Below are 23,867 nucleotides of genomic sequence, written 5' to 3' on the forward strand. Positions count from 1 at the left end.
GCGGAAACGGGGTTCACGCAGAACGCGGATCAGAGGTTGGTGTGCGGGAGTGAGAGTGCCTCCCCAAACCCACACAGTGAATAGCAGGAACGGCCCGGCAGTGACCGGATAACCGCTAACAGGAACGCCGTAGCTACGTGGCAGAAAACGGGCAGCACACAGCATGAGTATCCGGCTAGGTCCGGTAGGGGTGGGGTGTGTTGGGTCAAGGTGAGAGACCCGCGAATAAAAAATCCGCCCGTGGTGCCTGATCCGGCCACGGAAGAGTTCGCCCGGCGGGACTGCCAAACAGGCCGGGAAAACGCATTCCATGATTGCCTACGGCAGACCGACCCAACACGACGTTTCCAGCGTGCGAACCAGGGGGGTCACGGCGACTGATACTCGCTGAACCTCTTCAGTGCGTCTCTACGCGTCTGAGAGTGGGTCTGTCTAGGGGAGTTGTGTGAAGCACTCCAAAAGGGCCCGAGAGGGCCGTACAGCGATCCTGAGGGGTGGCAATGGCGATGGCCGTTGAGGGAGTCAAGCGCGAGCGCGGGACCATCCCTGTCGGTAGCTACTCGTTTCACCGTGAATACCGGGACCACCCCGGTTTCCTGGTGAGTGTCAAGGACTCCGACGGGGTTTTCGGTGCCAAGGTTCCGGCGTGGGGAAACATGATCGATTTCATAGGGAATCTGATGATTCCTTTCGCCGATCCCCGCACGGTGCAGCGCGTTAAGCGGGACATTTTCATGACCGGCTATGCGGGCGTGGCGGACATTAACATCCGAGTCACCCCGTTGTCGTAGGGGTGTCGGGCGCACGGGAAACAGGGACAGATTTCCGTGCGCCCCATCACCCATTACGAACAAGGAATGTAGTGGGACAGAGAAGGGAAACCATGCCCGCAATAGGTGAGATCAGGAAGCAGGAGATAGGTAGTTCTCTCGTGCTGACTGTGTGGCTGAGCATGAACGCTAACGTGCAAGTGCACATGGAGAAGCGCGGGGAGAAGGTCATTGGGGGTGACGTGACGTTTTGGGTGTTCACGGAACCCTTTGAAGGGGGACCTAGTCCGGCTCAGGTGGGTGACGACTGGGAATCGGGCGTCAAGCGCGTTGAGTGGTGGCTTTCCGGAAACGTCAAGTACCGGGCGAACTTGGTACTCCAGCGTCACGGATACGCGGCTATGTACTGCACGAACATGCCCGGCTGCAACTGCGAGAACCACAAGGCGGCTTGAAATGCACAACGACTCGAAGCGGGTTACTACCTTCAAGGCGGGTATTACTCGACTGGCGTCACAGGTACGCGCACAGGGCGTGACCGATGTGGTGCTCTTCACCGTGTTCAGGCAATCCCCCTGGAACCCGGCTGAATGCATGGTTCTGTGCGCGGATCACGCCATGCAGAAATCGGAAGTGATGCTTGCCAGTGAGACGCTGCACGCTTTCCTGATCTTCCGTCCTTTGGGTCACATCTGCGGAGTCTGCGAAAGCGGACGCGCCTATGTCCAGACCGGGGCTGTGATCCTGCCCAAGGAAGGGGTATAGCGGTGCTTCAGAAGTACTTCTATTACTCGCCTGCCGACGTGACCTTGTGCGAAGAGCACATGGCTAAGGCGCTCGGAGAGTGGTTCCCCGAAACCGCTGAAGAGTGCAAGGGGTCTCACTGGGATTACGAGGGGTGGGACCTTGAAGAGTTGGTGAGCGCTCTTGAGAAGAGCGGCGAACTCTTGCCGGGGCACTTCTACCGCTTGGGTGTCCGCATGGGCTCAGCAGCGCACAACTGCGAGAGTCTGCACTGACGTAGTTGGTAGTCACGAGGGCAGGGCCGAAAGGGACAGACGGCCGTGCCTTCCTCTACCTACTGCGCCAAAAGGGCGTGTTGGTCGGTTGAGGGGAGATCCTTGATATACGTCAAGGTACGTCCGGAGCGTAAGCGGAATTACTCCGCCTACTTGGACATGTACGGGTCTTTTTACGGGGACATGAGCGACCCGGAAAAGCGGGCAGAGGTAATCCGCTCTCTGACGCGTAGAGACGCTCTCACGCTGTCCTCTGCGCGTCGGGAGCATTGGCGGGAGATAACCGCCATGAGTACGGACGATATCCGGCGTGAGCTTTTGGTGAAGCGGTATCAGATCGAGCAGTGCGGTTCGGTCCGCCACTGGAATATTCGTAACGAGGACATCCACACCTTCCGCGTGTTGCGGCGGGAGCTGCGTACGCGAGAAGGAGAGAGCGCGTGAGTAGTGCTTTGTACCGCTACGTCCTCTACCTGTCTGAGGACGACTGGGAGCATCTCCGGGACGGATTCGATAGGCGAGTTCGACGGTTCCGGTCCAAGACAAAGTTGCAGCAGATTGAGCGAGTGCGGGATGCCCTGAACGAAGCCAGCGCGGACCGTTGGCCGGACGAGGGTGAATTCCGCTACGCGGTTTACCTTCCGGAAGACGATTTCGAGTTCTTCGAGGGAAGCGCGCTGCACCACAAATACGGGGGCGTTCCCAGGGACCGGCAGAACGTCATATCGCATGAGTTCGCCTTGGCTTGCGGCGACCGTCGAGAGGCGTAGGGACTCCGGGGCACCCTTGGGTGTGCCGGCCGCAGCAGAAATCCGGGCACGGCTGACAGGGACAGACGGCCGTGCCTTTTTCATGCCCGAACAAGAGGAGAAAGCGTGATCAGCTTGGATGACGGCAAGGTCGTGCTACTCAAGGTGGTACGTCGAGTGTCGTTCGAAATGAGAGACGTGGCGATCTCCCGGCGTGACGTCGTTGAGATGGCGGACGGAAGTATCTGGAATGTCGCCCATAGGCGGCCCGAGTACTGGTCTGGACTCCGAAAGCCGCGCGTTGTCGCTTTCAAGATGACGTCCAAAACCGTGGAGCACGGCATTACGAGGATGCGTGAGTTCGAGCGTGAGCGTGTCGGCGCCGAGATTACGGCGACGGATTGATGCGCGCACGTATCGGAATGATCGCGCTCTCGGTCCTGTGTGTCATAGGCGGTACCGCTAAGGCGATGGCGGAGATCGTGCGGGCGGACATGGGCCCCCGCATTGAGCGGGCGGAAGTGGACGCGTTCAACGACGGCTTCCGCGATGGCGCCTGCCGTTCCGGCGCTGACGGATTCGGGCACGTGTGCCGCTAGCGATTGACCGTAGAGGGCATGGGAAGGTCACCCGGTTTTCCGGGCGGAGATCACCCATGCCCTACTCGGCCAGTCTCTAGAGACAAGCTCAGAGGCATGGAAATCATCTAGAAAGGGGGCCTTATGGCTCAGTGGAGACAGGGAACCGACGGCTCGTTCTATCTGGGGGCGCAGTCCTCGGAAGAATACGGGGGGTACGTCGTCCGGGTGGACAGTGACCCGCACCCGGAGAAGTGGTTCGCCTACGAATGGGTTGCACCAGAGAGCAAGCACGTGTGGGTTGGTGAAGCCGCGAGCGCGGAGATTGCACAGACGGCCGTGAAGGGCGAATTCCTGTGCGAGGTCTACCGGGTTCGGGAAGGGAGTCATTGCCCGTATCCGGGGGTCGTTGTCCGTACCGAAATACCCAAAGCGGTCAGAGTACGCACGATTCTGTGCGGGGAACACTCGGGCCTTTGGAAGGGGTGGGAGAGTATCCGGATAGAGGAATACCGGACACAGTACGGGCTTATCCCTGACGAGCCGATCATCGGGGAGAGGGGCACTCCTTCACTTGACCTTCCGACGCTTCGAGAGGGCGCCCTGAAAGCGGTCACGGCCACAGAACGGAACATGTGGATCGCGCTTAGCCGTGTGGTCCGGCCTCTGGCCGAACTCCAGTACTGGCGGGGGCATTTCGCACGCTACCCGCTTGACCTGAACGCTCGGCCACGCATGGACGCGTACAGCGAATGGACGCGTGCGTTGGAGCATGCAGAGGGCATGTACGCCATTTACATGCGGGAGGACCACGGGCAGGAAAACGCCACGCTCCCGAATGACTTGCTGCGGATCATCGAGCGTGAGGCCGTGGAAATGCTGCGTGAGCGCAAGAGGGGCGGGAAGTGATGCGCCGTACGTCTATAACAATCGCGATGAATCTGCGGTTCTACCTCTACGCGAGTGAGCCCGGGGCTTTCTACTACACCTACCCGAATGGGGCGGGTACCCGTCCGGTGCCCGAGGTGTATACGGACGCCGAACTTGCGGAGAACACGCAGAAGCGGGACGCCACTTACGCGGAATGGCGGGACGTCGACCCCGAGGGCTATCGCCTTTGGCGCGCTGCCACCGCCGCGATGAAAAGCGGGGATTCATCGCAACTGGAATCCGACTGGTCCCGGGGAATGCTCAAGAACCACAGGGTTCAGATCGTGGACCCGTGCCGGTTCTGTGCGTCCTGCCGTAGTCGTCGGCAGCGCGAGGAATAGACGCGGTTTTCAGGGCACGGAGGGTAAGGGACAGATCTTCCGTGCCCTTTTCGCATCTACCGACAGGAGAATTTGAATGCTTATGACCTGTGGTGCATGTGGGGGTGAGGTCAAGGTGACCAGGGAACAGCGCGAGCGGGAAAGAGCCGTGCCGTGCCCGCACTGCCCCGATGGGGGCGTTGACCTCATCCATGCCCGCAATCACGGAGACAACTAGGAGGAAGGGAAAGAGATGTCCGATCAGAACGAGGAAATACCGGACCTTGATCCGGTCCTGAAGACCGGCGCGAGCCCGCGCAACATTCAGGCGGCTACCAAGGCGATTTCCCGCATTCGCGGGTTGGGCTGGGAGCCGCTCGCACCTTACCCGGGGAGCGATACGCACTGGAAAGTGCGCTGCCTTCTGGGATGCGACGGCGGAGAGAACTGGCAGGGCGTCATGTACTACAGCCACATGCGCCGTGCCCGCAGGCATCGGGGATGCCACCCCAAGGAACTGCGGGAGGCGGCCATCAAGGCGTTGAACGAGGCTCGTAGCTAGTCGGTGAGCTTGAGGCGCGGCGGTGGGGGACAGAGCCGCCGCGCCTTTTGCTCGGCAACTAGAAAGGAGCATTTATGAACGCTGACCATGTTGCAGTCGGAATTACCGCAACTGTCCGCGTGGATGTCCGGTGGACGCCCAGAGTCGAGGGCGTAGAGATGATCGTGCGGAACCCCGAGACGTTGGAGGAATACGGGTGCTGGAAGGTTCCCCGGCTGACGATCTGGCCCTACACCCCGGATGAGAGAACGTTTCACTCGGCGGTGCGCCGCGTCCTCGGGGCTATTCCCGAACCGTCGGGTGAGGTGTTGGCGGTGCTCGCAGCTGCGCGAGAGAACGCGCTCACCTGGCACCCGGAGAAGCTCGTTTAGAAAGGCTAGCCATGTTTGAAGTAGTACGCCACGGGACGGTAGTTGCGTCCGTGGCCACCCTCATAGAGGCGGAAGCGGTAGTAGCTGATTCCGGAGAAGTCATGGAAGGCGCCTGGGAACAGATCGTTCCCTTGGGGCTCGAAAGCACTGACCGGGTCTTCTGGCGGTACGGGGAATGGTCGATTACGCGGACCGTGGCGCTTGGCATGCCCGGGGTCCCGTTGAGTGGCCGAGAGAGCGATCCCGATCCCGCACTTGTACGGGCCTTGATGGTGCAGCGGGGTTACCGCATAGAGGGCGACGGGTTGCCCGTGACTCCCCCAGAGATCCGCCTGTATGTCTCGATCGTCGCTCATGAGCGGAGACTCAGGGAGATCCAGGTACTGACGGAGTACAGGCAGCACGACGACGTGAGCCGCACGGCGGAGCGTGACAGGCGTGCGTGGCTGGCCTCGGAGGCGTACCGCATTCGCGCGGCCCGAGAGTGGGGTATCCAGGCTGGATATCGCGTGGGTATGCGGGGCCGGATACCCGCCGACGTCTGGACTGCCTTCCTGAAGGCTGTCGACCGGGGTGAACTTCAAGCGCCTGAGCCGGAGTTCGCCGTAGGCAACGACGTCACGCACGAGCGGTTCCCTGACCGGGTCGGCCGCGTCGTCCAGGTCGAGGCCGAGCACTGGGCGCCTGAGCACATCTACACCGTCCAGTGGACCTCTGAGAGGCATCCTCAGGTGCCGTACCGGTCGGGGCTGGTGCGGTTCGTCGCCCAGCTCGGGGAGGCGGACGCGTGAGCCGTACAGGGAGATGGCGCCTGGACGTCGAGCACGCCCGAGCCCGAGCCCGGATCGCAGCCGGCATCTCTGATCCGCCCTTCCGGGTGCGGGCCTTCGCGGGGCTGTGCAAGGAGCTGGGAGAGGTCGCCAGCCGCTACGCGAATCCGCGTGCAGCCGCCTGCGCCCTCGCGCACGTGGCCGCTGCTGAGTATGCGGCTGGACAGAGAAAGAGGCGCCCGCAAGTGGAGTTCGAGACCCTCGCACAACTCATCGGCCTCGCTGACGACCGAGTTGTCTATCAGGTCGAGTACGCCAGAGAGGACACAATCAAGTGGGAGTTTGTGCCTGTCTCTCAGCATCCGACCGAGGAGCAGGCTCGGGCCGCACTGGAGGAGATCCAGTATGAGCACCCGTTCACGCGCATTGTGCAGTTCTCCGCGCGTGTGGTGGACGAGCGCGAGTGCATTCCCGTGACGGTCCATGTCGACCAAATCGAGCCGGGCGGCGCTCTTGTCACCTTCCCCAACGGAACTGCCCGGGTAGGCAGGGTGGGCAGCGACTGCTATTGGATCGAGTGCCTTACGTGGGACGAGGCCGAAGGGGCCCCGCTTCCCAAGAAGGGAGCGTTCGTTTCACGTGAGGGTGCGATTCAGTGGGTCGCAAAGGCCATGGGGCATGAGGGAGTTCTGAAAATTACGGAAGAGGGAGAGTCCTGATGAGTGCAGAGTGGATTGTTTACCGGGTGTGGTTCCCCGTTCTCTCCGAAGAGGGAACCACGCGGGAAGAGTCCATGGAGGTCTCGGCTCATCCGCTGAGACGTCAACCCCTGATTAAGCATCAGGTCTGGTTGTTGCTGAGCCAGAAGGGATACGACCTGGACCCGACTGAGGGCGGGATAGAGGCCATCGGTACCGAGATCGTTACGTATGAGGGGGGCAAGTGAGCGCCATCGAATACGGCATGGAAAAAGAGCTAATCCGCTATCACGAGGTACTGAGTCGACACGAGGTCATCATTCGTACCGCGCTACAGGTCTACATCGACCACATGGGCAAGTCGGAAAAGAAGGCCCAATCCGCGTACGAGGCCGGGCAGGCTGATCAGGAAGTCAAGGCCACGCAGGATAAGTCTTGGATGACCAACTCCGGGTATCACTACGCGGCACGGGCGTTCCGGGAGAGTGCGAATTCTGCGCGTAAGGCTTCCTCGGACATTCTGAACGCGACACTCGGCCTTGATGAGGACGACGACTCGGAAAGCTGAGCGGCTTTGGTGAGGGCCGGACAGGGACAGGTCCGGCCCGATCCATGGACGCTCACTCCCCGTCCGTGAAGCAGAGAAAGGAAGGAAAAGGGTGGACGAGAAAGCGCGCTACAAGTCGATGGATTATGGGCCCATCGGGGCCGCAGTAAGGGCGGCAATGCCGCACACGGAGGGCGATCCGATCGGGGTGCACGCTGCTGTGTTGGCGCTGTACTCGGCCGCGATCACCGACACTGTTGCACAACCGGATGGGCGGCCCGTCGTAGTGTGGACGGTCCTTGCCGGGAACACCAGTGCGGGCAAGGGAGCGGCTTTTGACGCTGCCGTGGCTGTCCTCAAGGACAGCATTGGAGACTGGATCAAGAGCCGCAGGAAGGGCGGAATTGCGTCGGGCCCGTCGCTCGTACAGACGCTGTGGGAGCGGGAACAGGATTCCCTTACCTCCGGGCTGGGACTTGACGGCCGAGTGGTGCTCGTGGACGAGGAATGGGAGAACATCCTCAGCATGGTAAAGAGGTGCCCCAAATACAGCGGCTTTCTCCGTACAGCGTGGGACGGAAAACCGATCTCTAATATCACGAAGCGGGACGGCAAGGGGGTAGAGGTCACCGTTGAGCGGCCCTCCCTCGGGTTCCACGCGCACATTCAGCCGTTGTTGTGGGCCGAGTACACGAGCCGCAAGGACGCTCAGGGAGGCTCTTACAACCGTCTCCTCCCGGTCATGGTCGAGCCGTCCAAATATTTTTCCTCCCGGATAAAAATGGAAGGCAACCCCCTGGACAAGGTGCGAGTGAACAGCTCTCTCCGACTGGCCTACGAATGGTCTCGGAAAGAGCCGCGCAGGATCACATTCAGTAACGCGTCGGCTGACCACTTCGACACGATACGAGACGAGTACAGGGCGGCCCTGGAAGAGCTTCCCGACGAGGTCTCTTGCTACTTCGCGCGGGCATCCGATCAGGTTTTGCGGGTGGCGTGCGTCCTTACCGCAGCCGAACGGAAGACAGTGCTTACGATCAAAGCTCTGAACGCCGCAAAAGCCTTTGTGGACTACTCCATCACGTCTGTGAAGCAGCTCATTTCTCAAGAGGGCGTGCGGAAGTCTCGCACGGTTGCGCCTCTGGACGTGAAGATCCGTCAGAAGCTGGAAGCGTACGGGGGTGAGATGACGAGCGCGCAGTTGCTCCGGGCGTTCTCGTCTAAGTATTCGGCGGCTCAGCTCTTCGACACGGCCAGCGGCATGGCGGACGTCGAGATCGTGAGACAGCAACAGGTGCGTCCTGGTCCCAACCCGCTGGTGTACCGCCTGGTCCCTGTCCGCCCCGAGTCCTTGCCCGTGGAGGCTCCCCCGAAGAGGCGGACGGCCGCGAAAAAAGCGGCGCCCCCCGCCCGTAAGACGGCGTCCAAGAAGGCCGTTGCCGCTCAGCCGGCACCTCGGCGGAAGACCGCCCGTAAGGCGGCTCCCGTGAAGAAGGCCCCGGCAAAGAAGGCGGTACCTGAGAAGGTCCGCACGTGAAACACCGCGCGAGACTGCGGCCGGAGGGCCGCCACCAGTGCGCCGGATGCCGCGCGGCCTGGACGACCGAGGAGAGAGCGCGGGCGTCCAAGTCCCCGTGCCCGGGTGTGTCGTTGGCCCACGGCCACCGGTACGAGCGAGAGCACGTGCTCTACCCCTACTCATACAACCGGGGCGACGGGTACGGGCCGGATCGGCTGTGTGACGTCGTGGACTGCTGGCTTTGTGTCGGTCACACCTGTGACTGCGACGTCTGCGCCGACCAGTTGAAGGCGCCTGATTTGAAGGTGCTCCACGACAGCCAGGAGCACGGAAACAGACACCGTTCACCTAACTGGGAGAAAGAGAAAATGATGGACGAGCTGAAGAAGATGGTTGCTCTGGTCAATCCGGGCGACTATGTGAGCGCCCTCGGATCGGACACGAGGGGGCACGAGGTGACCCGTGTGGGCACGCTCTTGGCGGTGCCGAAGAAGGTGAAGGCGACCCGTAACGGCCACCAGGTCGAGGCGATTCGAGTGTGCGTGGGTGAGGCCGGAACCGATCCGGCGACGCGTCAGACGTGGGTGACCCTGTTCCCCGGTAACGGGGAGATCCGGGCGGCACAGCGGCCGAAGGCGGGCGAATGGATGCACAGCCCGATCGGGGACATTCCCGCTGTGCGGGCGGATCGGGTCGGAGTGAACTTCCCTTGCCTCTTCGGGGGGAAGGGCGGAAAGCGCTCCTCGATGCCGACGACGAGCGGCACTTTGGCCACCCTGTCGGCAGATCGGGGGCGGTACCGGATCACTTCCGATGACGGCGAGACCCTGTGGGAGGGCGCCATTGCGGCTCAGATCTGGTGGGCGTATCCCCCGGAGAAGGGCGAGGGCCAGGACCAGGAGGACGGCCACCAGGTCGAGGCCGAAGTCCCTGAAGGACAGCCGGTCAGGCACGTGGTGACGGGCGAATTGGTGGGCTACCTGACGCCCGACAGGTTCATTCCCATCAGGTAAAGCACTCTCCAACTTCCCTGACTGGAAGGGGTGTTGGGGGTCCTCCGTCGTCCTCCGGGAGGGCGCGGAGACAGCAGGAATCCGAAAAAGGTTGAGGCGGGGGCTGGACATATGAAAGCCTCCGTATGGATTACGTGAAGGGACGGCATGTGATCCACGCTCACGGACACGAGACAGGCAGGAATCACAAGTGGCTCAGAAGACGGTTATCACCCTCATCGACGACCTCACCGGCAAGGAGGCTGGTGAAGGCGCGGAAACCGTTACGTTCATGGTGGATGGCAAGGCGTACGAGATCGACTTGAGCGAGGCGAACGCCAAGAAGTTCCGCAAGGCCATGGCGCCGTACGTTGACAAGGCACGTCGGGGCAAGACGGCCCCGGGTATTGCTCGGGCGCGTGGCGCGGTGTCTGCGCGTGGCAAGCAGGACACGGCCGCGATTCGGGTGTGGGCGAAGCAGAACGGCTACGACGTCAACGACCGTGGCCGCATCCCCGCGAACATCCAGCAGGCGTACGCGGCGGCGACCGCGTAACACGACGCAGCACAAGCAGGTGAGCGGCCCATCCCTACAGGGGTGGGCCGCTTCTCGTTGATGAGGAGTAAAGCGGCCCCCGGGGGCCGCCCGTGGGGTACGGCACGATGTGCCGTAAGACGCCTGAGAGGAGAGGGACAGTGGGAGACGAGTTCCAGTTGGAGGGCGAGAGCGCGGGGACGCTCGGCACCTTCGAGGACTACGACGCTGCGTTTGCGGCCATGAAGGCGGCTGCGGCCGAGGACATCGAGGAGCACGGAGAGACGGAGGCCCGCGAGTCCGGCGCCCTCACCCCCTACGGCTACTCGATCCAGGTCTACGAGGACGGGGAGAACATCACGGAGACGTGGAAGAACAACCGCCCCCACAAGCCGCTTCACCTGAGCTGAGAGAGGGGATCTTGTGGAAAGCTACCGGGTTCAGTGGAGTGCCGGCGGAGCCCGGCACACGTCCGCCGTGGCGTACAACAAGGGCACGGCGCAGGAGCGCAAGGCAGAGCTGGAGGTCCGTGACGTCGTCACGGACGTCACCATGATTTGCGTGAAGCCGGGGGAGTGAGCATGGGGGAGAGTGCGATGGGTGCTGACGAGATGCGGGAGTGGCTGGAAAGGGAAACCGCTCGTATGGAGAAGAAGGAGGGAAAGCGGAGAGCTACTTTCGCGAAGTCTCAGGGACCTGGGTGGACTGGCCCGGGTCTTTCCCGGGCTATTCGGCAAATGAACGAACTCCGGCAGTGTGAGGACTGTGGCGGGAATCTCCCGGAAGGTACTTTGGGAACAGAGTGCCGACACTGCTCTAAGTGCCCCCGGACCACCGATTGCGGGTACGGCCATGGTGGAGCAAACGAGGGGAAAGCCGTTCTCTGATGGCGGAAGAGGGAAACCTTCAATATGAGGTGGAGACCAGGCCGGACGGTCGTGGTTACCGGATTTACAGGCGGAGAGTTGAAGTAAGCGGCGGATTTCAGATCGCCGAATACACCGAACGCGCCGCCGCTGAAGCCGTGGCCGCTGTACTCAACGCGCTGCGAGACAAGGAGACGTAGACGTGAGTGAATGTGACTGCGGCGCCTATGTAAAGCGCTGCGCCATCTGTCACGGGTGAAACAGAAAAGCCCCCCTGCCATCGGCAGGGGGGATTTTTTATGCCCTCAGACGGGCAGGAGAGGGCCGCGCTCAAGAAGGCCGTACACCAGCGGGTTGGGCAGATTCCGTGTGCGGGATTGGCCGCTATGGCATGGTGGGGGTGCGCCAGTCCCCGCATACGCGGGGGTGGTCCCGAAGCCTGCCACAGAGGCCCTGAGGCAAGGCTGTGGTCCCCGCGCCTGCGGGGGTGAACCTGTCGTCGAACCTGGGGGACAAGGTGCGTACCCATCCATTGCTCAGATAACACAGAAAGGCCCCCTCCGTTTCCGGGAGGGGGCCTTTTTTATTTATCCGTCATGCCCTCGAATCTCAGCCTCAAAAGGGCTGTCCTGATACAGGGCCCGGATAGTTTTGGTGTCCTCGTGGGACGCCGCAGCGACACCGACACCGAGCAGTGCCGCAGACGCCGCAACGAGGGCTTCCCACGGGATTCGGGGCCAGATCAGGACGAGCGCAGGCACCAGGGCCGCCAGAGCGGAGTAGATCCGGATTCCGTGCTTGGAAATGTAGTCGGTCATCATGCCTCCATTAGCTGAAAAGGATCTTCCAGGTGAGTGGTCCCGGGTAGCCGTCCGCGTCGGTCTTCAGCTCCTTGTGATCGAGCTGAAAAGCTTTCACCGCAGCGCGGTCTACGGCAGTCCACTGAGGGCCCGGACCCTGCTTGTAGAAGCGTCCGTAACCCTTCTTGACGAGCTGTTCGCCCAGCCGCTTGACGTGCGCGTTGTTCGCGCCCGCACGGAAGAAGTCACGGCCCGGGAAAGGGGGAGGAGTCGGCTTACTCGGTGCGGTCGTGCTCGCCTTGATCTTGAGCTTCTGGCCCACCCGGATTGTGTACGGCGCCTTGATGCCGTTCAGGCTCGCGATCGTCTCCCACTTGACGCGGGTCTTCTCCCCGATGCTGCTCAGAGTGTCCCCGGCCTTGACCGTGTAGGTGGTCGAGCTGGGTGGCGTCGAGCCGCCCCCAGGCGAACCCCCGGACACAGGGGCCGCAGCGAACAGGGCCTTGGTGTCGATCGCACCAGGGTCCCAGTGATCGTTACCGGGGATATGGCAGTGCCCGTAATGGCCACCCTCAGAGAGCCATACAGAGCGAGTGCGCTTTGAAGCGTCGCTGTAGGACTTCGCGAGGGCGCCCATAGGAAACACGTCGGGGATGCCCCAAGAGCGGATAGCCGCCATCATCTTCTTGAAGTTCGGGCCGGGCTTCCAATAGCCAGTAAAAGGCTTACCCGCCTTCGCTAGAACTTCAATCTGAATGCAAGCCTTGCCGACCCTGTTGGTTCGAGTGGAGCCGTCATTCCGAAGTGCTCGCGCACTCTCGCTGAGCGGCCCGAACTGCCCGATCCGATCCGTCGTTGGGTCGTAGAGAATGTGAGGCTCGGCGGACTTCTTTATCAGGTAGCTAGCCACGTTCTTGAACGACGCGTCACCAGCTCCTGACTCAGTCGTGTGCCAAACCGCACGCGCGGGCGCGTCAGGCAGGGCCATATCCCCGCCGATAGAGCCGTCTCCGAGACGCTCGGCCCCAGAAATCCAAATGGTCGCCATCAGTCCTCCAGGTTGGTGGTAGTGATTCGAATAGCCGCAAGTCGCGCGGGATCGAGAGAGGTGAGGAGCTGCACTAGGCGCACGTTTTCGTGCTCAATTCGGGTGAGCCGCTCCTTGATTTCCGTCAGGTCTTCCGCGAGCCGATCCGCTCGCGCCTTCTGCGCTTCCGCCTCTTCCTTCCAGACGCGCGCGGTATTGGTCCGGAAAGCGGCGACAATCACCACCACGGCAGCGATGAACGTCACCAGAGGCCCCGAGTAAGAGAAGAACTGGGCCAGAGTCAAAGGGCCTCCAGGGCATGAAAAAGCGGCCCGGAAGTACGGGCCGCGAAATGAGTTACTAAGCCGCTTACGCGGGCGCGAGAGTGGTCACGGTGCCGTTCGGTCCGCGCCACTTCAGGGCGCCGCCCTCGGCGTACAGAACGCCCCCGCCAACGGGGTTCGAGGCGGGAACCGTAGTCGCGTTCGTCAGGCCGAGGACACCGCCGGCACCTCCACCGATGCTCGGTGTCACAGAGCCGATCTGAACAGGAGCGGTGAACGTCGAGACACCTCTATGAGTAATCGCCCCAGAGGCGGAAATCTCGAACCGCACGATCCCGTCAGGGTCGCGTACGAGAACGAGTTGGGGGGCGGTCCCTGTAAACCCGACGACCTCTAGCGCGACTGTTGAGCCGTCGTTCTGCTGAATGAAATTCCGGCCCGAGTGAACAGGCCCGGTGACCGTGAGGGTGTCTGCAACAAGGCTGAGAACGGCCATGGCTCCGGCTGTCAGCTCTGTCGGTCCAGGGCCCGAATGAGCCGCCTGATAGATGAACCCGGAGACTCCCCGCTTAGCAGGGTCAGCCGTGTAGATGCCCTCTGCGTACGCGGGCAAGCCGTACCCGTAGACAATAGCGTCTGAGCGGCGGCGCTTACGGATATAGACCCCGTCGCCCTCGCTGCTGCCATTGTCGTTGGTATTGGCCTCGACTGCCCAAATGTGAACGTCATCGTAGGCGATTACGATTCCAGTGTGGTCCTGCCCGGAAGAGCCATACATGACCTGAGCACCTAGGGCGGGAAACCAGGACCACCGATTCCGACTGCTGAACCAAGTGACTGCCGCAGCACAGTCAGCAGTACGCGGGAAAAGGCCCGCTACACCGGCTCGCATAGCAACCCAGCTGGTGAATGTCGCGCACCAGGAAAGGCCCTGAGCCCATGTGAGTCCGGGAACTTCGGTCGCGTAGCGGGTGATATTGGTCCAGCCACCCTCTGTGTACCCTTCCCTTACACCGACCTGAGATTTGGCTACAGCGATTACCTGAGCCATCTGATTATTCGTCGCCATGGGCCCCCGTTAGCTGTTGAGTAGATCAGCGAGAGCCCCCGCAGTGAAAGCGTGCCCCGCATCGGAGAGGAGGAAATCATCGGTGCCGGCGGTACCGGGCGCCGCTGGATTCCCCCAGTGCCCGAGGCTGTTGGAGAAATTCCAGCTCGACCGTCCCAGATTCCACAGGTCGACCACCGCGGCTTCAAATTGGGCCGCGAGAGCGTACGTCCGGTCAGCGAATGCCTGGAACCGCTGTCCCTGGAAATCAGCCTTACCGATATGGGGGAGAACAAAGACGATGTCGACAGCCCCCAGGGCCAATCCTCCGTCCTTGACCTCAGACAGGTGACGTCGAACCTGAGAAGCCCACGTGTCAGCCGAGATACCGTCGATGACGTCCTGAGGGCTCACCGCGTAAATCAGAAGATCCGCCGGGTAGAGCGAACCGCCGTTCCACTCGGCCTTGCCCGCAGGCAGGTAGTGAGACGCGTTCGCGTTCCGCTTGGCGAAGTTGTTCAAGACCACGCCGGACGTGTTTTCCCCGCTCACGCCGCACACCGAGAGGTACTGAGAAGCCGTTCCCGTGTGCGTCACTGTGACCGTGTGAGAGCCTGCGGCGAGGCCGCTCACGGTCGTCTTGACCACAGCCAGACCAGTCGTCGTCGAGTCCGACACTGAGACCGCTGTACCCCCGTCGATCGAGTAGGACCAGGAGGAGCGGGAGCCGTCCCCACCTAGGGTGTAGATCGTCACGGACGTACCCCGGACGGTCCAGGTCAGCGAGCTGCCCGACGTCGAGGTGTAGAGGTACCCCCACCCGGGGCCCACCTGATACCCGCCGATGCCCCAAGTGCCGGTCTGAGCGCCGATGCTGCCGTTGCTCATCCACTGGTTAATGGCGGCCTGGTCGTTGCCCGCGATCCCGTTAGGGCTGTAGAGGGCAGAGAGGAACCCGGCCCCCCCATCACCGTGGAGCGCCTGGAGGCGCGAGGCCAGCACTCCGGGCCAAGAGGTGTTCCTCAGATGGGAGGCATAGAAGCCCACTGCGGTCGAACCGCCGATCACGGCCACGGTCGCTCGGCCCGTTCCGCCGCGCGCTGCCGATCGCGCGGGCCTCCAGAATTCCCCCCAAGCGCGGGGAACGGTGACCCCTCTGCCTGTCGCCCTGCCATTGGGGGTCACGAGCCAGCCGGCATCGACGAGCCGGACGAAAGTCGAGTCTGCATACGCCCGATCCCCATGAGGATCGGGCACGAGGTTGGCGGTGTGCGCCTGGAGGCGCGTACCGACGTCGACAGGGGTGATCGCCACTCGACCGCCCCCGAAGTCGACCCATAGAAGCTCAGCACCCTCAGGCCCCATGAAAGCCGGGATCATGCCTTGGTCGTCGGTGGTGATCTGGCCCAGCTCGGAGCCGTTCATGTCGGTCAGGTCCGTAAGCTGCGTGGCCCCCTCTCCGGGGCCGTCCCACACCGTCCCGAGAGCGCCAGGGACGCGAGCTCCTGTGACGTCCTCGGCTACATCGGCGGCTGTGCCGCCAAACTGATTACGCGCCAAAGCGTCCCCTCCTACTCGTTAAACTGGTTGGCTTCGAGAACCCCGGAAATACTGAAAGTCGAACGAGCCGGGAAAGAAGAAAGACCGTCCAGGCCGGAAGCCAGAGAAAACGGGCTGGGGTACTGGAGATACAGCCCGCTCGCGCCTGGCTGAGTCACCGCCGTGACAGCAATGAGGTTCGGCAAGCCGCCGGATTCATGCGGGTTCGAAACAAGCCCATGGACTGTCTGAATGGCCCTGGAGTTCGCGTTGACGGGGAGACTGACCCCCACTCTCCAGTTCGAGCCCGAAGTGCTTAGTCCTCGGTCCTCGAAATCGTTGACGATGGTGATCGAAAACCAGAAGGTATTAGGAGCGACCCACCGCCAACGGCCTCGCCGGTTGCCCGCAGGAAGGGACCCAGAGACGTTCAACGTATTGGGTGTATACGTGCGGCTCTTGGTGAAATCCCGAGCCCATACAAAACCGTCTCGTCCCTGGAATCCCTCTGCCTGAACGCCTGTGACGTCGTTGTCCATGTCCACGGCGAATGCACCACGAGGAAGGGCCTCCACTGCCCCGCCAACATCCCAGGGGTAGGCGACGTGCCCCGGCAGCGGATAAGGACCGCGCCGACTGGTGGTCAAGGTCCCGTTATTGGCTGGCACGGTCACCGCGTACAGCGGCATTTCCCAGACGTCCCCGCTACGCCTCGTCGGTCGAGGCTCGGCCGGATTCGCGGCCGGAGAGCCCTGCACCACAGCCATGGTTACAGCAGATTTCGCCATGTCGGCCCGGAGTACGACGAGGTCTATACGGCCTTGCCCAGTCGAGTTCGCAGCGATGGTGAAGGAGTTGCTACCGGTCAGCCTGTAATAGAAGCCGCCGACCCACGCCGAGCCGGCACCTATGGTGACGGTGCGGCCGGAAACTCCAAGGACGAAAGGAAGGCCCCGGCCGTCGTACGAGGTATTCGTGAGCGGAAAATCAATCCGGTCAGGCGACCACTGGAGGGCCATGGTTTGCCACTGAGTTTGTGAGACAACCTGAGATCCGCCAGAGGTGTTATCTGCATCAAAGGGGTAGCTGAGTTCAGTCAAAGAGCCTCACATCCTCGCTTCCAGGCGACGCAGTTTCCGCTGCATATCCGACACCGTTTTGTAGAGATTCAAAGGCTCTCCAGTACCCTGCTTGCCAATCTTCGGAGCAATGTCCTGAACATTCCCGCCGTCGTCGACGGATATCACGACCTCGCGGACAATGTCTGTGTACTCGGTCCCGTCTACGGCCACAGTGACTTTGTCACCGACGAAATAGTGTTTCCCGAAAGCACACTCCGCGGTGTCAATCGGATAGATCTGAAAATTCCCGCTCCCACTGTCCTCGGCGAAAGCTCCCGCTGCCGCCTCTAAAACCGCCTGCTTGGCGTCCGAGACGTCTTCAGCGGTCATCGAGTCGTCCGATTTCACAGGCTCACCCGTAGCGAGATCGACCCTGAGCTGAATGTCCCGGCGGTCGAGGAAGCTTTCGATCTGCATCCCCCACTCGGCCTCGGCAGCAGAGTCAACCCCCTGGTAGTAGTAGCGATCCCGCTTTTCCCCGGCGGCGCCCACGATCACGCGAGTGACCTTCGGAGCCGTCAGGGTCCAGATGTACTCACGGAGGTTCCCCAGTTCGGGACTGAATCGGACGGTCTTGGAGAGGTCGCGGGGCTCGAAGATCTTGAGATCGACCTGTTGTGTATCTGGGTTGTAGATGAATCGGTAAGCGACGTCGCGCTCTTCGCACCACTCTTCGAGCTTGGTGCCAACGACATCGAATCTCAGCGAGTCACCGATTCCCTTGCCTACCGAGGAGCTGGTGAGGTTGACACCGCCCATACGCCGGTCGGACAAGGCGCCAGGACCGAGAGAGGAATACAGCTCCTTGTAAATCGCCTGCCCTGCCTGAACCTCCCGCACGGAGCGTGAGTAAAGACGGCTCTGCCACTGACTACCAACAGGCTTTGTGGGGTCGGGGAAGGAGAGGCGCCGGTAAGCGAGGGTGTTGTGACACTTCCCTGCGATATAGAGCGATCCTGGCCCCGTGTGCTGAACCTTTGTCCAATACTTCTGGAACGTGGTCACAGGCCCACTTAGTACAGGGGCGTCGACCCCCTCTTGCCAGATGACGACCCCGCCACCCTTTTCGATGAGGCGGGATTGAGGAGTTCCGTCCTTGATGAGGAGCTGCCAGGAGCCCTCTTGACGGAGGCGCACGGTGAAGTCCAGCGAGATCCACTCATCGATCTCGCCGACACGCTTAAGGTTGCGGTCGAACACTTCGACGCGATATCCCAAAGTGCTCCTTAGACGAATGAGGCATAGCGAGGGTAGAAGGAGAGGACGACTGCGGCCTTACCTACCCCTGTGACTACGGAAACGGCGGCGCTGGTCTCGCCGGGCTCGACACTCCAGAACTCAGGATTGGTGCCGAGGCGACTCCAGTAATTCGCTCCTAGGTCGTCCCGCACGGTCTTGTGGCCGGGCCTTGTGTCGATCGTGAGGACCCTGCCCGCTGGCACCAAGTCCGAGCCGTCAGCGGGCGCTGAAGCCTTCACGACCTCGCCGTAAGGACTGGTCAGTGAGAACGACTTGATAGGCCCGTGAAGGGCCCAGACAGGCCATGCCTCGACGTCCCCCGGATTGGCTATGACGAGGTCCGGACCCGTCCCCATAACCCCCGCAGATATCCGCAGAGGGAAGAACGGGAGCGAAGAGCTGAGGAACGGCTCTCCTGTACCGAAATCCCATCGGACGACCTCTGGACGATCAGGGTGGAAAAAGGGGTCCATCGCCGTGAAGGTGAGCCCATATTTGGCCCACGCGACGCCTGCTGTGTCGGTACTCTCGGACCCCTCCATGCCGCCCTTGTAGTAAGCGCTGATCTGCCGCGTTTCCCCGCCCTCGGAGAACCGCAGAACGCAGTGACCACGTTTGGGGTTCAGAGCCTGGAAGAGCCGTCGCTTGAGCTGATTCACCGTTCTGCGGTCAATGCCGTGAAGGTAGACAGGAATCATGATCTCCCGCGCTGTAGCGCGAGCAGACCGGAAGATCGACCCATCCAGATTCGGAGAGTCGTCGGAAAAGATTCCGTAGGTCGGCATGTCGAGCCCGGTAGCCCCGGGCTGCATGATGATGGACGGCCACTCAGGGCCGGAAAACCCGGTAAGGGAGATCGGCTCACCCTTACCGGAATTCCCCGCTATCGTGACGCTCGTCGAGGTCCACCGGACAGGTGCCGGCGGTACTGGCCGAGTGACCACAGGAGCCGCCATCCTGGCCCTTACGGGAATCGGCATAGGCACCTCCTAGAACGTCGTGTAGAGCGCTTCCGCAGTCTGTAGGGCCCTCATGACAGCCTGCGGCGTCGGCTCGTTACTGGCCTCGTGAATGTGGATCTCGTACCTGCGGCCGTTGAGGAGTCCTTCCGTCTCCTCGTTGTTGAAGACCCGCTGTCCACCGCCAAAGGCAACAAGCTCGCGCCCCTTCTCACCCACAAGGGCAAGCCCCGGAGAAGCACTGAGCGTTCCCTTGGCGTAGCCTTTGTTTCCGGCAAGAACTGACTGCCAGTTGGAGCCGTATCTATTCGTGGCGTAGTTGAGGCCCGCATAGATGTTGGCCAGTGGATTCGTGCTCGTGCCGTATGAGAACGGCCCTGTGCTGGCGAATGGGCCAGCCCAGCGCTTGTACGTCGGGCCAATCACCTGCATGAGGCCGACACTCGGGTATCCGGCCTTCCAGTTGGAATCCCACTGGTTGACGATGCTCGGATTACCGCCGGACTCAACCCCAATCCGGTGAAGGACCGTAGGAAGAGCACTCGCAGGGAGTCCGAGCATTGCCAGGGCCTGAGCCGCAACGGGTGCCCACCGCTGAACCCCCGAACCCGATCCGGGCTCGACAATCAGATTCGCCAGATCCGGGATATCGACCGAAGCTCTGGAGCCCTTCTTGAAATCAAAGAGCCCGTCGAGATTAGGCATGGCCTCTTCGGCTTCGGACATGAATCCGTCGAAGACGCGGCCCGCATATCCGAGCGGGGCGCCCTTGATCTCCTTGACCGTAGCCACCGAGTCGACGAGTCGATTGACTGATCCAGTGAGGATGTCTCCGACGTCACCAAAGGCACCAGATATCGAATCTATCGGATTCGTGACTGTGCCCCAGATGGCACCGAGGGAATCAGTCGCACCGCCGAGGAGGTTGCTCCAGACCTTTCCTAGCGTGTCAGTGGAGAAGACGTGACCGAGGTACCTTTCACCTCGGTCGACTATGTTTCCGTTACCTCGCCAGACGTCATCCCAGAAATAGTCTGCGATCACCGGACTCAGGGCACCACCGAGGACGCCCGCTATCTGACCGATACCCGAAGGAACCCGCTTGAGGAGCGTGTAAACGTCCTCGGTCATCCAGTCGTACATGCCCTTGAACTTCTCGGCACCCACAGCCCCGCCGAATCTGGCGGAGATGTCACCCGTCCGCAGAATACCGCCCTGAGTACTCCCGCCCAGGCGATCGGACGAGCCATCGAGCCGCATTGTCTTCAGCATCGCCGTACCAATAGGAGCGATATTCTGAAGTTCGATCAGTTCCTTGATCTGGGAGAAATCGAACTTGCCGCCCCCGCCGCTACCGCGAGCATGACGACTGATCTTCCCCCGGATGGCCAGAGCGTTCCACGAGTTGATCGTTCCCTCGCCGATAGCGTTGGTGACCTCAGGTCGGAGAACGGCCTCACCAGGCGAGAGAATCGCCGGAATGCTGTCCACCCAAGGCGAGTAGCCAGGCATGACCGAACCCACATCAGAGGTGCGCATAACACCACCGCGGGCGTTTTTCTTGGCCCCCGAAGAACTGTTACTGCCGCTGTTTCCGGGAGCCTTCTTACCTATTTGGTCAAGCGCGCTGTCCAGTCCCTCGGCTGTGCTTTTCGCCTTCTCCAGGGACTTACCGAGGTCGGTTACGTGCTTTGTGACATCCTTCAGAGAGCGGCTGTTGAGGAGCCCGATACGGCCCGCGAGCGAGCCCGCCCCCGTTCCCTGACCGACTTTCTGATAGGACCCGTCCGCAGCGCTCGTCAGTTTCTGGAATTCGCTGATGATGTCGGTCAGCCGACGCTTATTGAGATTGGCGATCCGGCCGGAGGTCGAGGAGGACATAGCTCCGTCGCCCACCTGGTCGGCAGCTTGACGCGCGGCGTCGCGCAGCTCGTTGACCGAGCTGGTGACGTTCCTCGCGGTCTTCTGGTCGAGGGCGCCCACACGGGTGTTGGCAGACGTGAGTTCCTTGCCCGCGTTCTGAGCCGCAGTCTTGAGGTGATCCGCCTCAGCAGTGACCTTGGTGAGCTTCGCGCCATCGAGGGCGTTCACCTTGTCCGCTGCCTTGCCCAGTTCGGACACGACCGCCTGACCTGACTTACGGACCTTCTCTAGCTCCTGGTGGAGCTGAGTAAGAGAAGTGCGGTTGGCCTGCTGTGCCTGCTGCTGGACAGAAGTGACGGCCTGACTCGCCTGAGTCGCCGCCCCCTGTACGGAGCCGGACCCAGTGCCGGCGAGCGCGGCCGTGATCTGCCTCATCGACTCCCGGTTCGTCTCCCGCAGTTCATCCCGCAGGCGGTTGGCCTCGTCGCGGGCCTCCCGGATCTGATCCTCAAGAGCCCGGATCTGCCGCTGACCGTCCGCCTGGCGCGAGTCACGACCGAGGACGCCGTCCAGGAGCCGACGGCCGTTGGACCGGCTGTCACCGTTGCGGTTGGTCGTCCGCTGCTCGCGGTACGCATCCCGCCCCGCCCGGCGTACATCCCTACGGGACGCCCCGGATTCGCGGGCCTCCGTCCGAGCGTCACGAGCTGCACGCCGCTGACGGCGTACGTCCTGCGCCGAGTCGTACGCACCGACACCCGCTCTTGTCACCGCAGCAACAGGGGTGAAGGCGCGACCCACGAGCCCGACGGCTTTACCGAGGACTTTGGACAGGAGCCCGACGGCGAGGATCAGAGGACCCCACTGGAGAAGGAACTCCGCGACCGGGGCCGCGATTTCACCGAGCCCTGATTCGTCGAGCCAAGTCGCTGCTGTGTCGATGACGCTGAGGAAATGAGACCCGGCGTCGAGAAATTCACTGAGGAACGTCTCAACCTGTGGCGCCCATTTCTTTGCCAGGTCCTCGACCTGGTTGATAATCCCGCCCTCGTTGCGGTACCCGACTAGGGTTTCCTCGCCCCGGCGGTCGTACTTGTAGACCGGCGTCGGCGTACCCATGACCTTCTGACCGAGGCCCGTGTACTGATACTGGCCGCCTTCGCCTTCCTCGACGAAGAGATTCCCCAGCTCGAACACCGCGCGCTCGCGCATCTGCTGAATGCGACCGGTGATCGTCTCACTGGTCATTTTCTCCGCGAAGCCCTTAGAGCCGCCTGAAGTCTGAGTTCCCTTGTACTTCTGAGGGCTCCAGTAGTTGAGCATCGCATCAGCGATCTGCTGACCGGTTACACCGCCGCCGTCTTTGGCGGGAGTACCGATTACCTTCCACATTTGGGTTGAGTTCTGGAAACCCAGGAGGTTGGCAAGTTCAGACGCGGGCATACCGGACGCGGCAGCGAGCTGCTTGACGTTTTTTGTCGGCGCCCGGTCCATATCCATAATCATGTCTATGGCATACATCGCTCTTTTAAATTGTTCGGGATTCAGGTTTCCCGCGCGGGCCATCGAGTCACCGACAGCCATGATCAGGTCAGTCGTGCGTTCAGCCGCCTTATTCGCGGCCCCGGTACGAGTCTTCGCGTCGGTGCTGTACCAACTCTTATCCCCACCGGCCACGGACCGGATCAGCTTCATCTGATACTCGTGCATAACGTCGATCGAGAACGGTGTGTCAATCGCGTATTGCTGAATGGCCATCATCTGCTGTGCAGAGACCGACTTGGAGACACCCGCAGACGAAAGACCGAGCTGACCCAGAAGGCGCTTATCCGCATTCTCGACGCCGATAGCGGTGAGGGCGGTGCCGGCAGCAGCCAGCGGCCCCAAAAATCTCGTCGTCAGGATGTTCGCAGCTTCGTTGATCGAGGTCCCAACCTGATCAAACCAGGTACCCATCCGACGCGCCGCCGTACCGGTCCGCGTGAAATAGGACTGCGTCGTCGTATTGGCGGTATTGATATCCCGGTTGACGTCCCGGATCTGATCCCGGAGAGCGGTCATACGGCGCTGCTGATCAACGATCTGATCTTGCAGGGCGGCCCGCTGTTCCAAAGCAGCCTCGCGCAGGATTGCCACCTGCTGACGAGCTGCCTCCCGCTGAGCCGCTACCTGCTGTCTCAGTGCCTCGCGCTGGGCCTGGAGCGCAAGCCGTGCCTGCTTCTCGGCCTCGCGGGCTTTCTCCCGCTCGATGCGGTCGTGCTCGTGCTGGGCCTGGACCTGGAGGCGTACGCGCTCGCGCTCCAGGCGCTCAGCGGCGGCCTGGCGCTGCCTGGCAGCCTGCTCCTCCTGGCGCACCGTTTCGCGGAGAGCCGCACGTGTCTCGGTCGAGGTCTCCGAAAGAAGCTTCTGCTTCTTCTCCTCGGTCTTCCGGTACTCCCGGAAGCGTTTCGCGGCCTCCTCGCCGAACTCTTTTGTGATCTGCTTTTCGATCTTTTTCAGAGTTTTGGCGGAGTCGACTGCTTCCTTCTCGACAGCGGCCTTAGCCTTCTTCGCCTGCCGCTCAGTTTCTTTCGGAAGTCCCGCAAGACCTTGTTTAACGGCCTTGTTGACTTCCTTGGCTGCTGTCGCTCCCAGCTTAGCCATCTCGGCGGAGACTTTGGAGCGGAGTTCCGCAATGTCCTTCTGAAGGACTTTCGGAACGATCTCTACATAGCCCGTACCGACCTTTATTGGCCCGCGTGTTCCTTCGCTCAAGGGGACC

The 23,867-nt window shown here is 61.8% G+C and carries 28 protein-coding genes; 20 read left to right on the forward strand and 8 right to left on the reverse strand.

Annotated features, from left to right (window positions below):
• Positions 1–500 precede the first annotated feature (500 nt).
• From ACLZOT_RS31495 to ACLZOT_RS31590, 20 genes are all read left to right on the forward strand, one after another.
• Entirely contained in the window at positions 501–791 is a 291-nt protein-coding gene (locus ACLZOT_RS31495) for a hypothetical protein (protein ID WP_416972511.1), read from the forward strand.
• 92 nt (positions 792–883) lie between these two features.
• The gene (locus tag ACLZOT_RS31500) at positions 884–1,225 is read left to right on the forward strand and encodes a hypothetical protein (RefSeq protein WP_416972512.1); all 342 of its coding nucleotides are present in this window, start codon (positions 884–886) and stop codon (positions 1,223–1,225) included.
• 1 nt (position 1,226) lies between these two features.
• A complete protein-coding gene (locus ACLZOT_RS31505; RefSeq protein WP_416972513.1) occupies positions 1,227–1,535 on the forward strand; it encodes a hypothetical protein in 309 nt (102 codons plus the stop codon).
• 2 nt (positions 1,536–1,537) lie between these two features.
• The gene (locus ACLZOT_RS31510) at positions 1,538–1,789 is read left to right on the forward strand and encodes a hypothetical protein (protein WP_416972514.1); all 252 of its coding nucleotides are present in this window, start codon (positions 1,538–1,540) and stop codon (positions 1,787–1,789) included.
• A 288-nt stretch (positions 1,790–2,077) separates the two neighbouring features.
• The gene (locus ACLZOT_RS31515) at positions 2,078–2,233 is read left to right on the forward strand and encodes a hypothetical protein (protein WP_416972515.1); all 156 of its coding nucleotides are present in this window, start codon (positions 2,078–2,080) and stop codon (positions 2,231–2,233) included.
• A complete protein-coding gene (locus ACLZOT_RS31520; protein WP_416972516.1) occupies positions 2,230–2,559 on the forward strand; it encodes a hypothetical protein in 330 nt (109 codons plus the stop codon). Before ACLZOT_RS31515 ends, ACLZOT_RS31520 begins: the two co-directional genes overlap by 4 nt.
• Before the next feature lie 105 nt (positions 2,560–2,664).
• Positions 2,665–2,943, forward strand: coding sequence for a hypothetical protein (locus ACLZOT_RS31525; RefSeq protein WP_416972517.1), 279 nt, complete (start codon positions 2,665–2,667; stop codon positions 2,941–2,943).
• Positions 2,944–3,008: 65 nt separating this feature from the next.
• Positions 3,009–3,137: a hypothetical protein gene (locus ACLZOT_RS31530; RefSeq protein WP_416972518.1), complete on the forward strand. Its 129-nt coding sequence runs from the start codon at positions 3,009–3,011 to the stop codon at positions 3,135–3,137.
• A 123-nt stretch (positions 3,138–3,260) separates the two neighbouring features.
• Positions 3,261–4,025: a hypothetical protein gene (locus ACLZOT_RS31535; protein ID WP_416972519.1), complete on the forward strand. Its 765-nt coding sequence runs from the start codon at positions 3,261–3,263 to the stop codon at positions 4,023–4,025.
• A gap of 26 nt (positions 4,026–4,051) precedes the next feature.
• Complete coding sequence (locus tag ACLZOT_RS31540; protein ID WP_416972520.1) at positions 4,052–4,387, forward strand: hypothetical protein; 336 nt, start codon at positions 4,052–4,054, stop codon at positions 4,385–4,387.
• 232 nt (positions 4,388–4,619) lie between these two features.
• The gene (locus ACLZOT_RS31545; RefSeq protein ID WP_416972521.1) at positions 4,620–4,928 is read left to right on the forward strand and encodes a hypothetical protein; all 309 of its coding nucleotides are present in this window, start codon (positions 4,620–4,622) and stop codon (positions 4,926–4,928) included.
• Between the two features lie 74 nt (positions 4,929–5,002).
• Positions 5,003–5,299: a hypothetical protein gene (locus tag ACLZOT_RS31550; protein WP_416972522.1), complete on the forward strand. Its 297-nt coding sequence runs from the start codon at positions 5,003–5,005 to the stop codon at positions 5,297–5,299.
• Between the two features lie 50 nt (positions 5,300–5,349).
• The gene (locus ACLZOT_RS31555; RefSeq protein WP_416972523.1) at positions 5,350–6,090 is read left to right on the forward strand and encodes a hypothetical protein; all 741 of its coding nucleotides are present in this window, start codon (positions 5,350–5,352) and stop codon (positions 6,088–6,090) included.
• Positions 6,091–6,314: 224 nt separating this feature from the next.
• A complete protein-coding gene (locus ACLZOT_RS31560; RefSeq protein WP_416972524.1) occupies positions 6,315–6,788 on the forward strand; it encodes a hypothetical protein in 474 nt (157 codons plus the stop codon).
• Positions 6,788–7,015 carry a hypothetical protein gene (locus ACLZOT_RS31565; RefSeq protein ID WP_416972525.1) on the forward strand — a complete coding sequence of 76 codons (228 nt, stop codon included), beginning with the start codon at positions 6,788–6,790 and terminating at the stop codon, positions 7,013–7,015. The genes ACLZOT_RS31560 and ACLZOT_RS31565 overlap by 1 nt, the downstream gene beginning before the upstream one ends.
• Complete coding sequence (locus tag ACLZOT_RS31570) at positions 7,012–7,335, forward strand: hypothetical protein (RefSeq protein WP_416972526.1); 324 nt, start codon at positions 7,012–7,014, stop codon at positions 7,333–7,335. The genes ACLZOT_RS31565 and ACLZOT_RS31570 overlap by 4 nt, the downstream gene beginning before the upstream one ends.
• 91 nt (positions 7,336–7,426) lie before the next feature.
• Complete coding sequence (locus ACLZOT_RS31575; RefSeq protein ID WP_416972527.1) at positions 7,427–8,851, forward strand: DUF3987 domain-containing protein; 1,425 nt, start codon at positions 7,427–7,429, stop codon at positions 8,849–8,851.
• Positions 8,852–8,997: 146 nt separating this feature from the next.
• A complete protein-coding gene (locus ACLZOT_RS31580) occupies positions 8,998–9,846 on the forward strand; it encodes a hypothetical protein (RefSeq protein WP_416972528.1) in 849 nt (282 codons plus the stop codon).
• 190 nt (positions 9,847–10,036) lie between these two features.
• A complete protein-coding gene (locus ACLZOT_RS31585) occupies positions 10,037–10,381 on the forward strand; it encodes a histone-like nucleoid-structuring protein Lsr2 (RefSeq protein WP_416972529.1) in 345 nt (114 codons plus the stop codon).
• A 140-nt stretch (positions 10,382–10,521) separates the two neighbouring features.
• The gene (locus ACLZOT_RS31590; protein WP_416972530.1) at positions 10,522–10,770 is read left to right on the forward strand and encodes a hypothetical protein; all 249 of its coding nucleotides are present in this window, start codon (positions 10,522–10,524) and stop codon (positions 10,768–10,770) included.
• 1,284 nt (positions 10,771–12,054) lie between these two features.
• Here ACLZOT_RS31590 and ACLZOT_RS31595 read toward each other — a convergent pair.
• The 8 genes from ACLZOT_RS31595 to ACLZOT_RS31630 form a co-directional block, all read right to left on the reverse strand.
• Positions 12,055–13,074: a peptidoglycan-binding protein gene (locus tag ACLZOT_RS31595; protein ID WP_416972531.1), complete on the reverse strand. Its 1,020-nt coding sequence runs from the start codon at positions 13,072–13,074 to the stop codon at positions 12,055–12,057.
• Positions 13,074–13,319, reverse strand: a complete 246-nt coding sequence (locus ACLZOT_RS31600; protein WP_416972532.1) for a hypothetical protein — start codon at positions 13,317–13,319, stop codon at positions 13,074–13,076. Before ACLZOT_RS31600 ends, ACLZOT_RS31595 begins: the two co-directional genes overlap by 1 nt.
• A 103-nt stretch (positions 13,320–13,422) precedes the next feature.
• Positions 13,423–14,115: a hypothetical protein gene (locus ACLZOT_RS31605; RefSeq protein WP_416972533.1), complete on the reverse strand. Its 693-nt coding sequence runs from the start codon at positions 14,113–14,115 to the stop codon at positions 13,423–13,425.
• Positions 14,116–14,415: 300 nt separating this feature from the next.
• A complete protein-coding gene (locus ACLZOT_RS31610) occupies positions 14,416–15,810 on the reverse strand; it encodes a hypothetical protein (RefSeq protein ID WP_416972534.1) in 1,395 nt (464 codons plus the stop codon).
• Between the two features lie 146 nt (positions 15,811–15,956).
• Positions 15,957–17,024, reverse strand: a complete 1,068-nt coding sequence (locus ACLZOT_RS31615) for a hypothetical protein (RefSeq protein WP_416972535.1) — start codon at positions 17,022–17,024, stop codon at positions 15,957–15,959.
• Positions 17,025–17,030: 6 nt separating this feature from the next.
• Positions 17,031–18,245 (reverse strand): siphovirus ReqiPepy6 Gp37-like family protein, encoded by a 1,215-nt coding sequence (locus tag ACLZOT_RS31620; RefSeq protein WP_416972536.1) that lies wholly within the window; start codon positions 18,243–18,245, stop codon positions 17,031–17,033.
• 26 nt (positions 18,246–18,271) lie between these two features.
• Positions 18,272–19,264 (reverse strand): phage tail domain-containing protein, encoded by a 993-nt coding sequence (locus ACLZOT_RS31625; RefSeq protein WP_416972537.1) that lies wholly within the window; start codon positions 19,262–19,264, stop codon positions 18,272–18,274.
• Between the two features lie 9 nt (positions 19,265–19,273).
• Complete coding sequence (locus ACLZOT_RS31630) at positions 19,274–23,860, reverse strand: transglycosylase SLT domain-containing protein (protein WP_416972538.1); 4,587 nt, start codon at positions 23,858–23,860, stop codon at positions 19,274–19,276.
• Positions 23,861–23,867 lie beyond the last annotated feature (7 nt).

The sequence above is a fragment of the Streptomyces sp. 4F14 genome (assembly GCF_048159485.1).
Lineage (GTDB): Bacteria > Actinomycetota > Actinomycetes > Streptomycetales > Streptomycetaceae > Streptomyces.

Excerpts from the sequence above, each read along its gene's own strand:
- ACLZOT_RS31495 (WP_416972511.1), top strand. The coding sequence starts at position 501 with ATGGCGATGGCCGTTGAGGGAGTCAAGCGCGAGCGCGGGACCATCCCT.
- ACLZOT_RS31500 (WP_416972512.1), top strand. The coding sequence starts at position 884 with ATGCCCGCAATAGGTGAGATCAGGAAGCAGGAGATAGGTAGTTCTCTC.
- ACLZOT_RS31505 (WP_416972513.1), top strand. The coding sequence starts at position 1,227 with ATGCACAACGACTCGAAGCGGGTTACTACCTTCAAGGCGGGTATTACT.
- ACLZOT_RS31515 (WP_416972515.1), top strand. The coding sequence starts at position 2,078 with ATGAGTACGGACGATATCCGGCGTGAGCTTTTGGTGAAGCGGTATCAG.
- ACLZOT_RS31530 (WP_416972518.1), top strand. The coding sequence starts at position 3,009 with ATGGCGGAGATCGTGCGGGCGGACATGGGCCCCCGCATTGAGCGGGCG.
- ACLZOT_RS31535 (WP_416972519.1), top strand. The coding sequence starts at position 3,261 with ATGGCTCAGTGGAGACAGGGAACCGACGGCTCGTTCTATCTGGGGGCG.
- ACLZOT_RS31540 (WP_416972520.1), top strand. The coding sequence starts at position 4,052 with ATGAATCTGCGGTTCTACCTCTACGCGAGTGAGCCCGGGGCTTTCTAC.
- ACLZOT_RS31545 (WP_416972521.1), top strand. The coding sequence starts at position 4,620 with ATGTCCGATCAGAACGAGGAAATACCGGACCTTGATCCGGTCCTGAAG.
- ACLZOT_RS31550 (WP_416972522.1), top strand. The coding sequence starts at position 5,003 with ATGAACGCTGACCATGTTGCAGTCGGAATTACCGCAACTGTCCGCGTG.
- ACLZOT_RS31565 (WP_416972525.1), top strand. The coding sequence starts at position 6,788 with ATGAGTGCAGAGTGGATTGTTTACCGGGTGTGGTTCCCCGTTCTCTCC.
- ACLZOT_RS31595 (WP_416972531.1), bottom strand. The coding sequence starts at position 13,074 with ATGGCGACCATTTGGATTTCTGGGGCCGAGCGTCTCGGAGACGGCTCT.
- ACLZOT_RS31605 (WP_416972533.1), bottom strand. The coding sequence starts at position 14,115 with ATGTATGGCTCTTCCGGGCAGGACCACACTGGAATCGTAATCGCCTAC.
- ACLZOT_RS31610 (WP_416972534.1), bottom strand. The coding sequence starts at position 15,810 with ATGAACGGCTCCGAGCTGGGCCAGATCACCACCGACGACCAAGGCATG.
- ACLZOT_RS31625 (WP_416972537.1), bottom strand. The coding sequence starts at position 19,264 with ATGCCGATTCCCGTAAGGGCCAGGATGGCGGCTCCTGTGGTCACTCGG.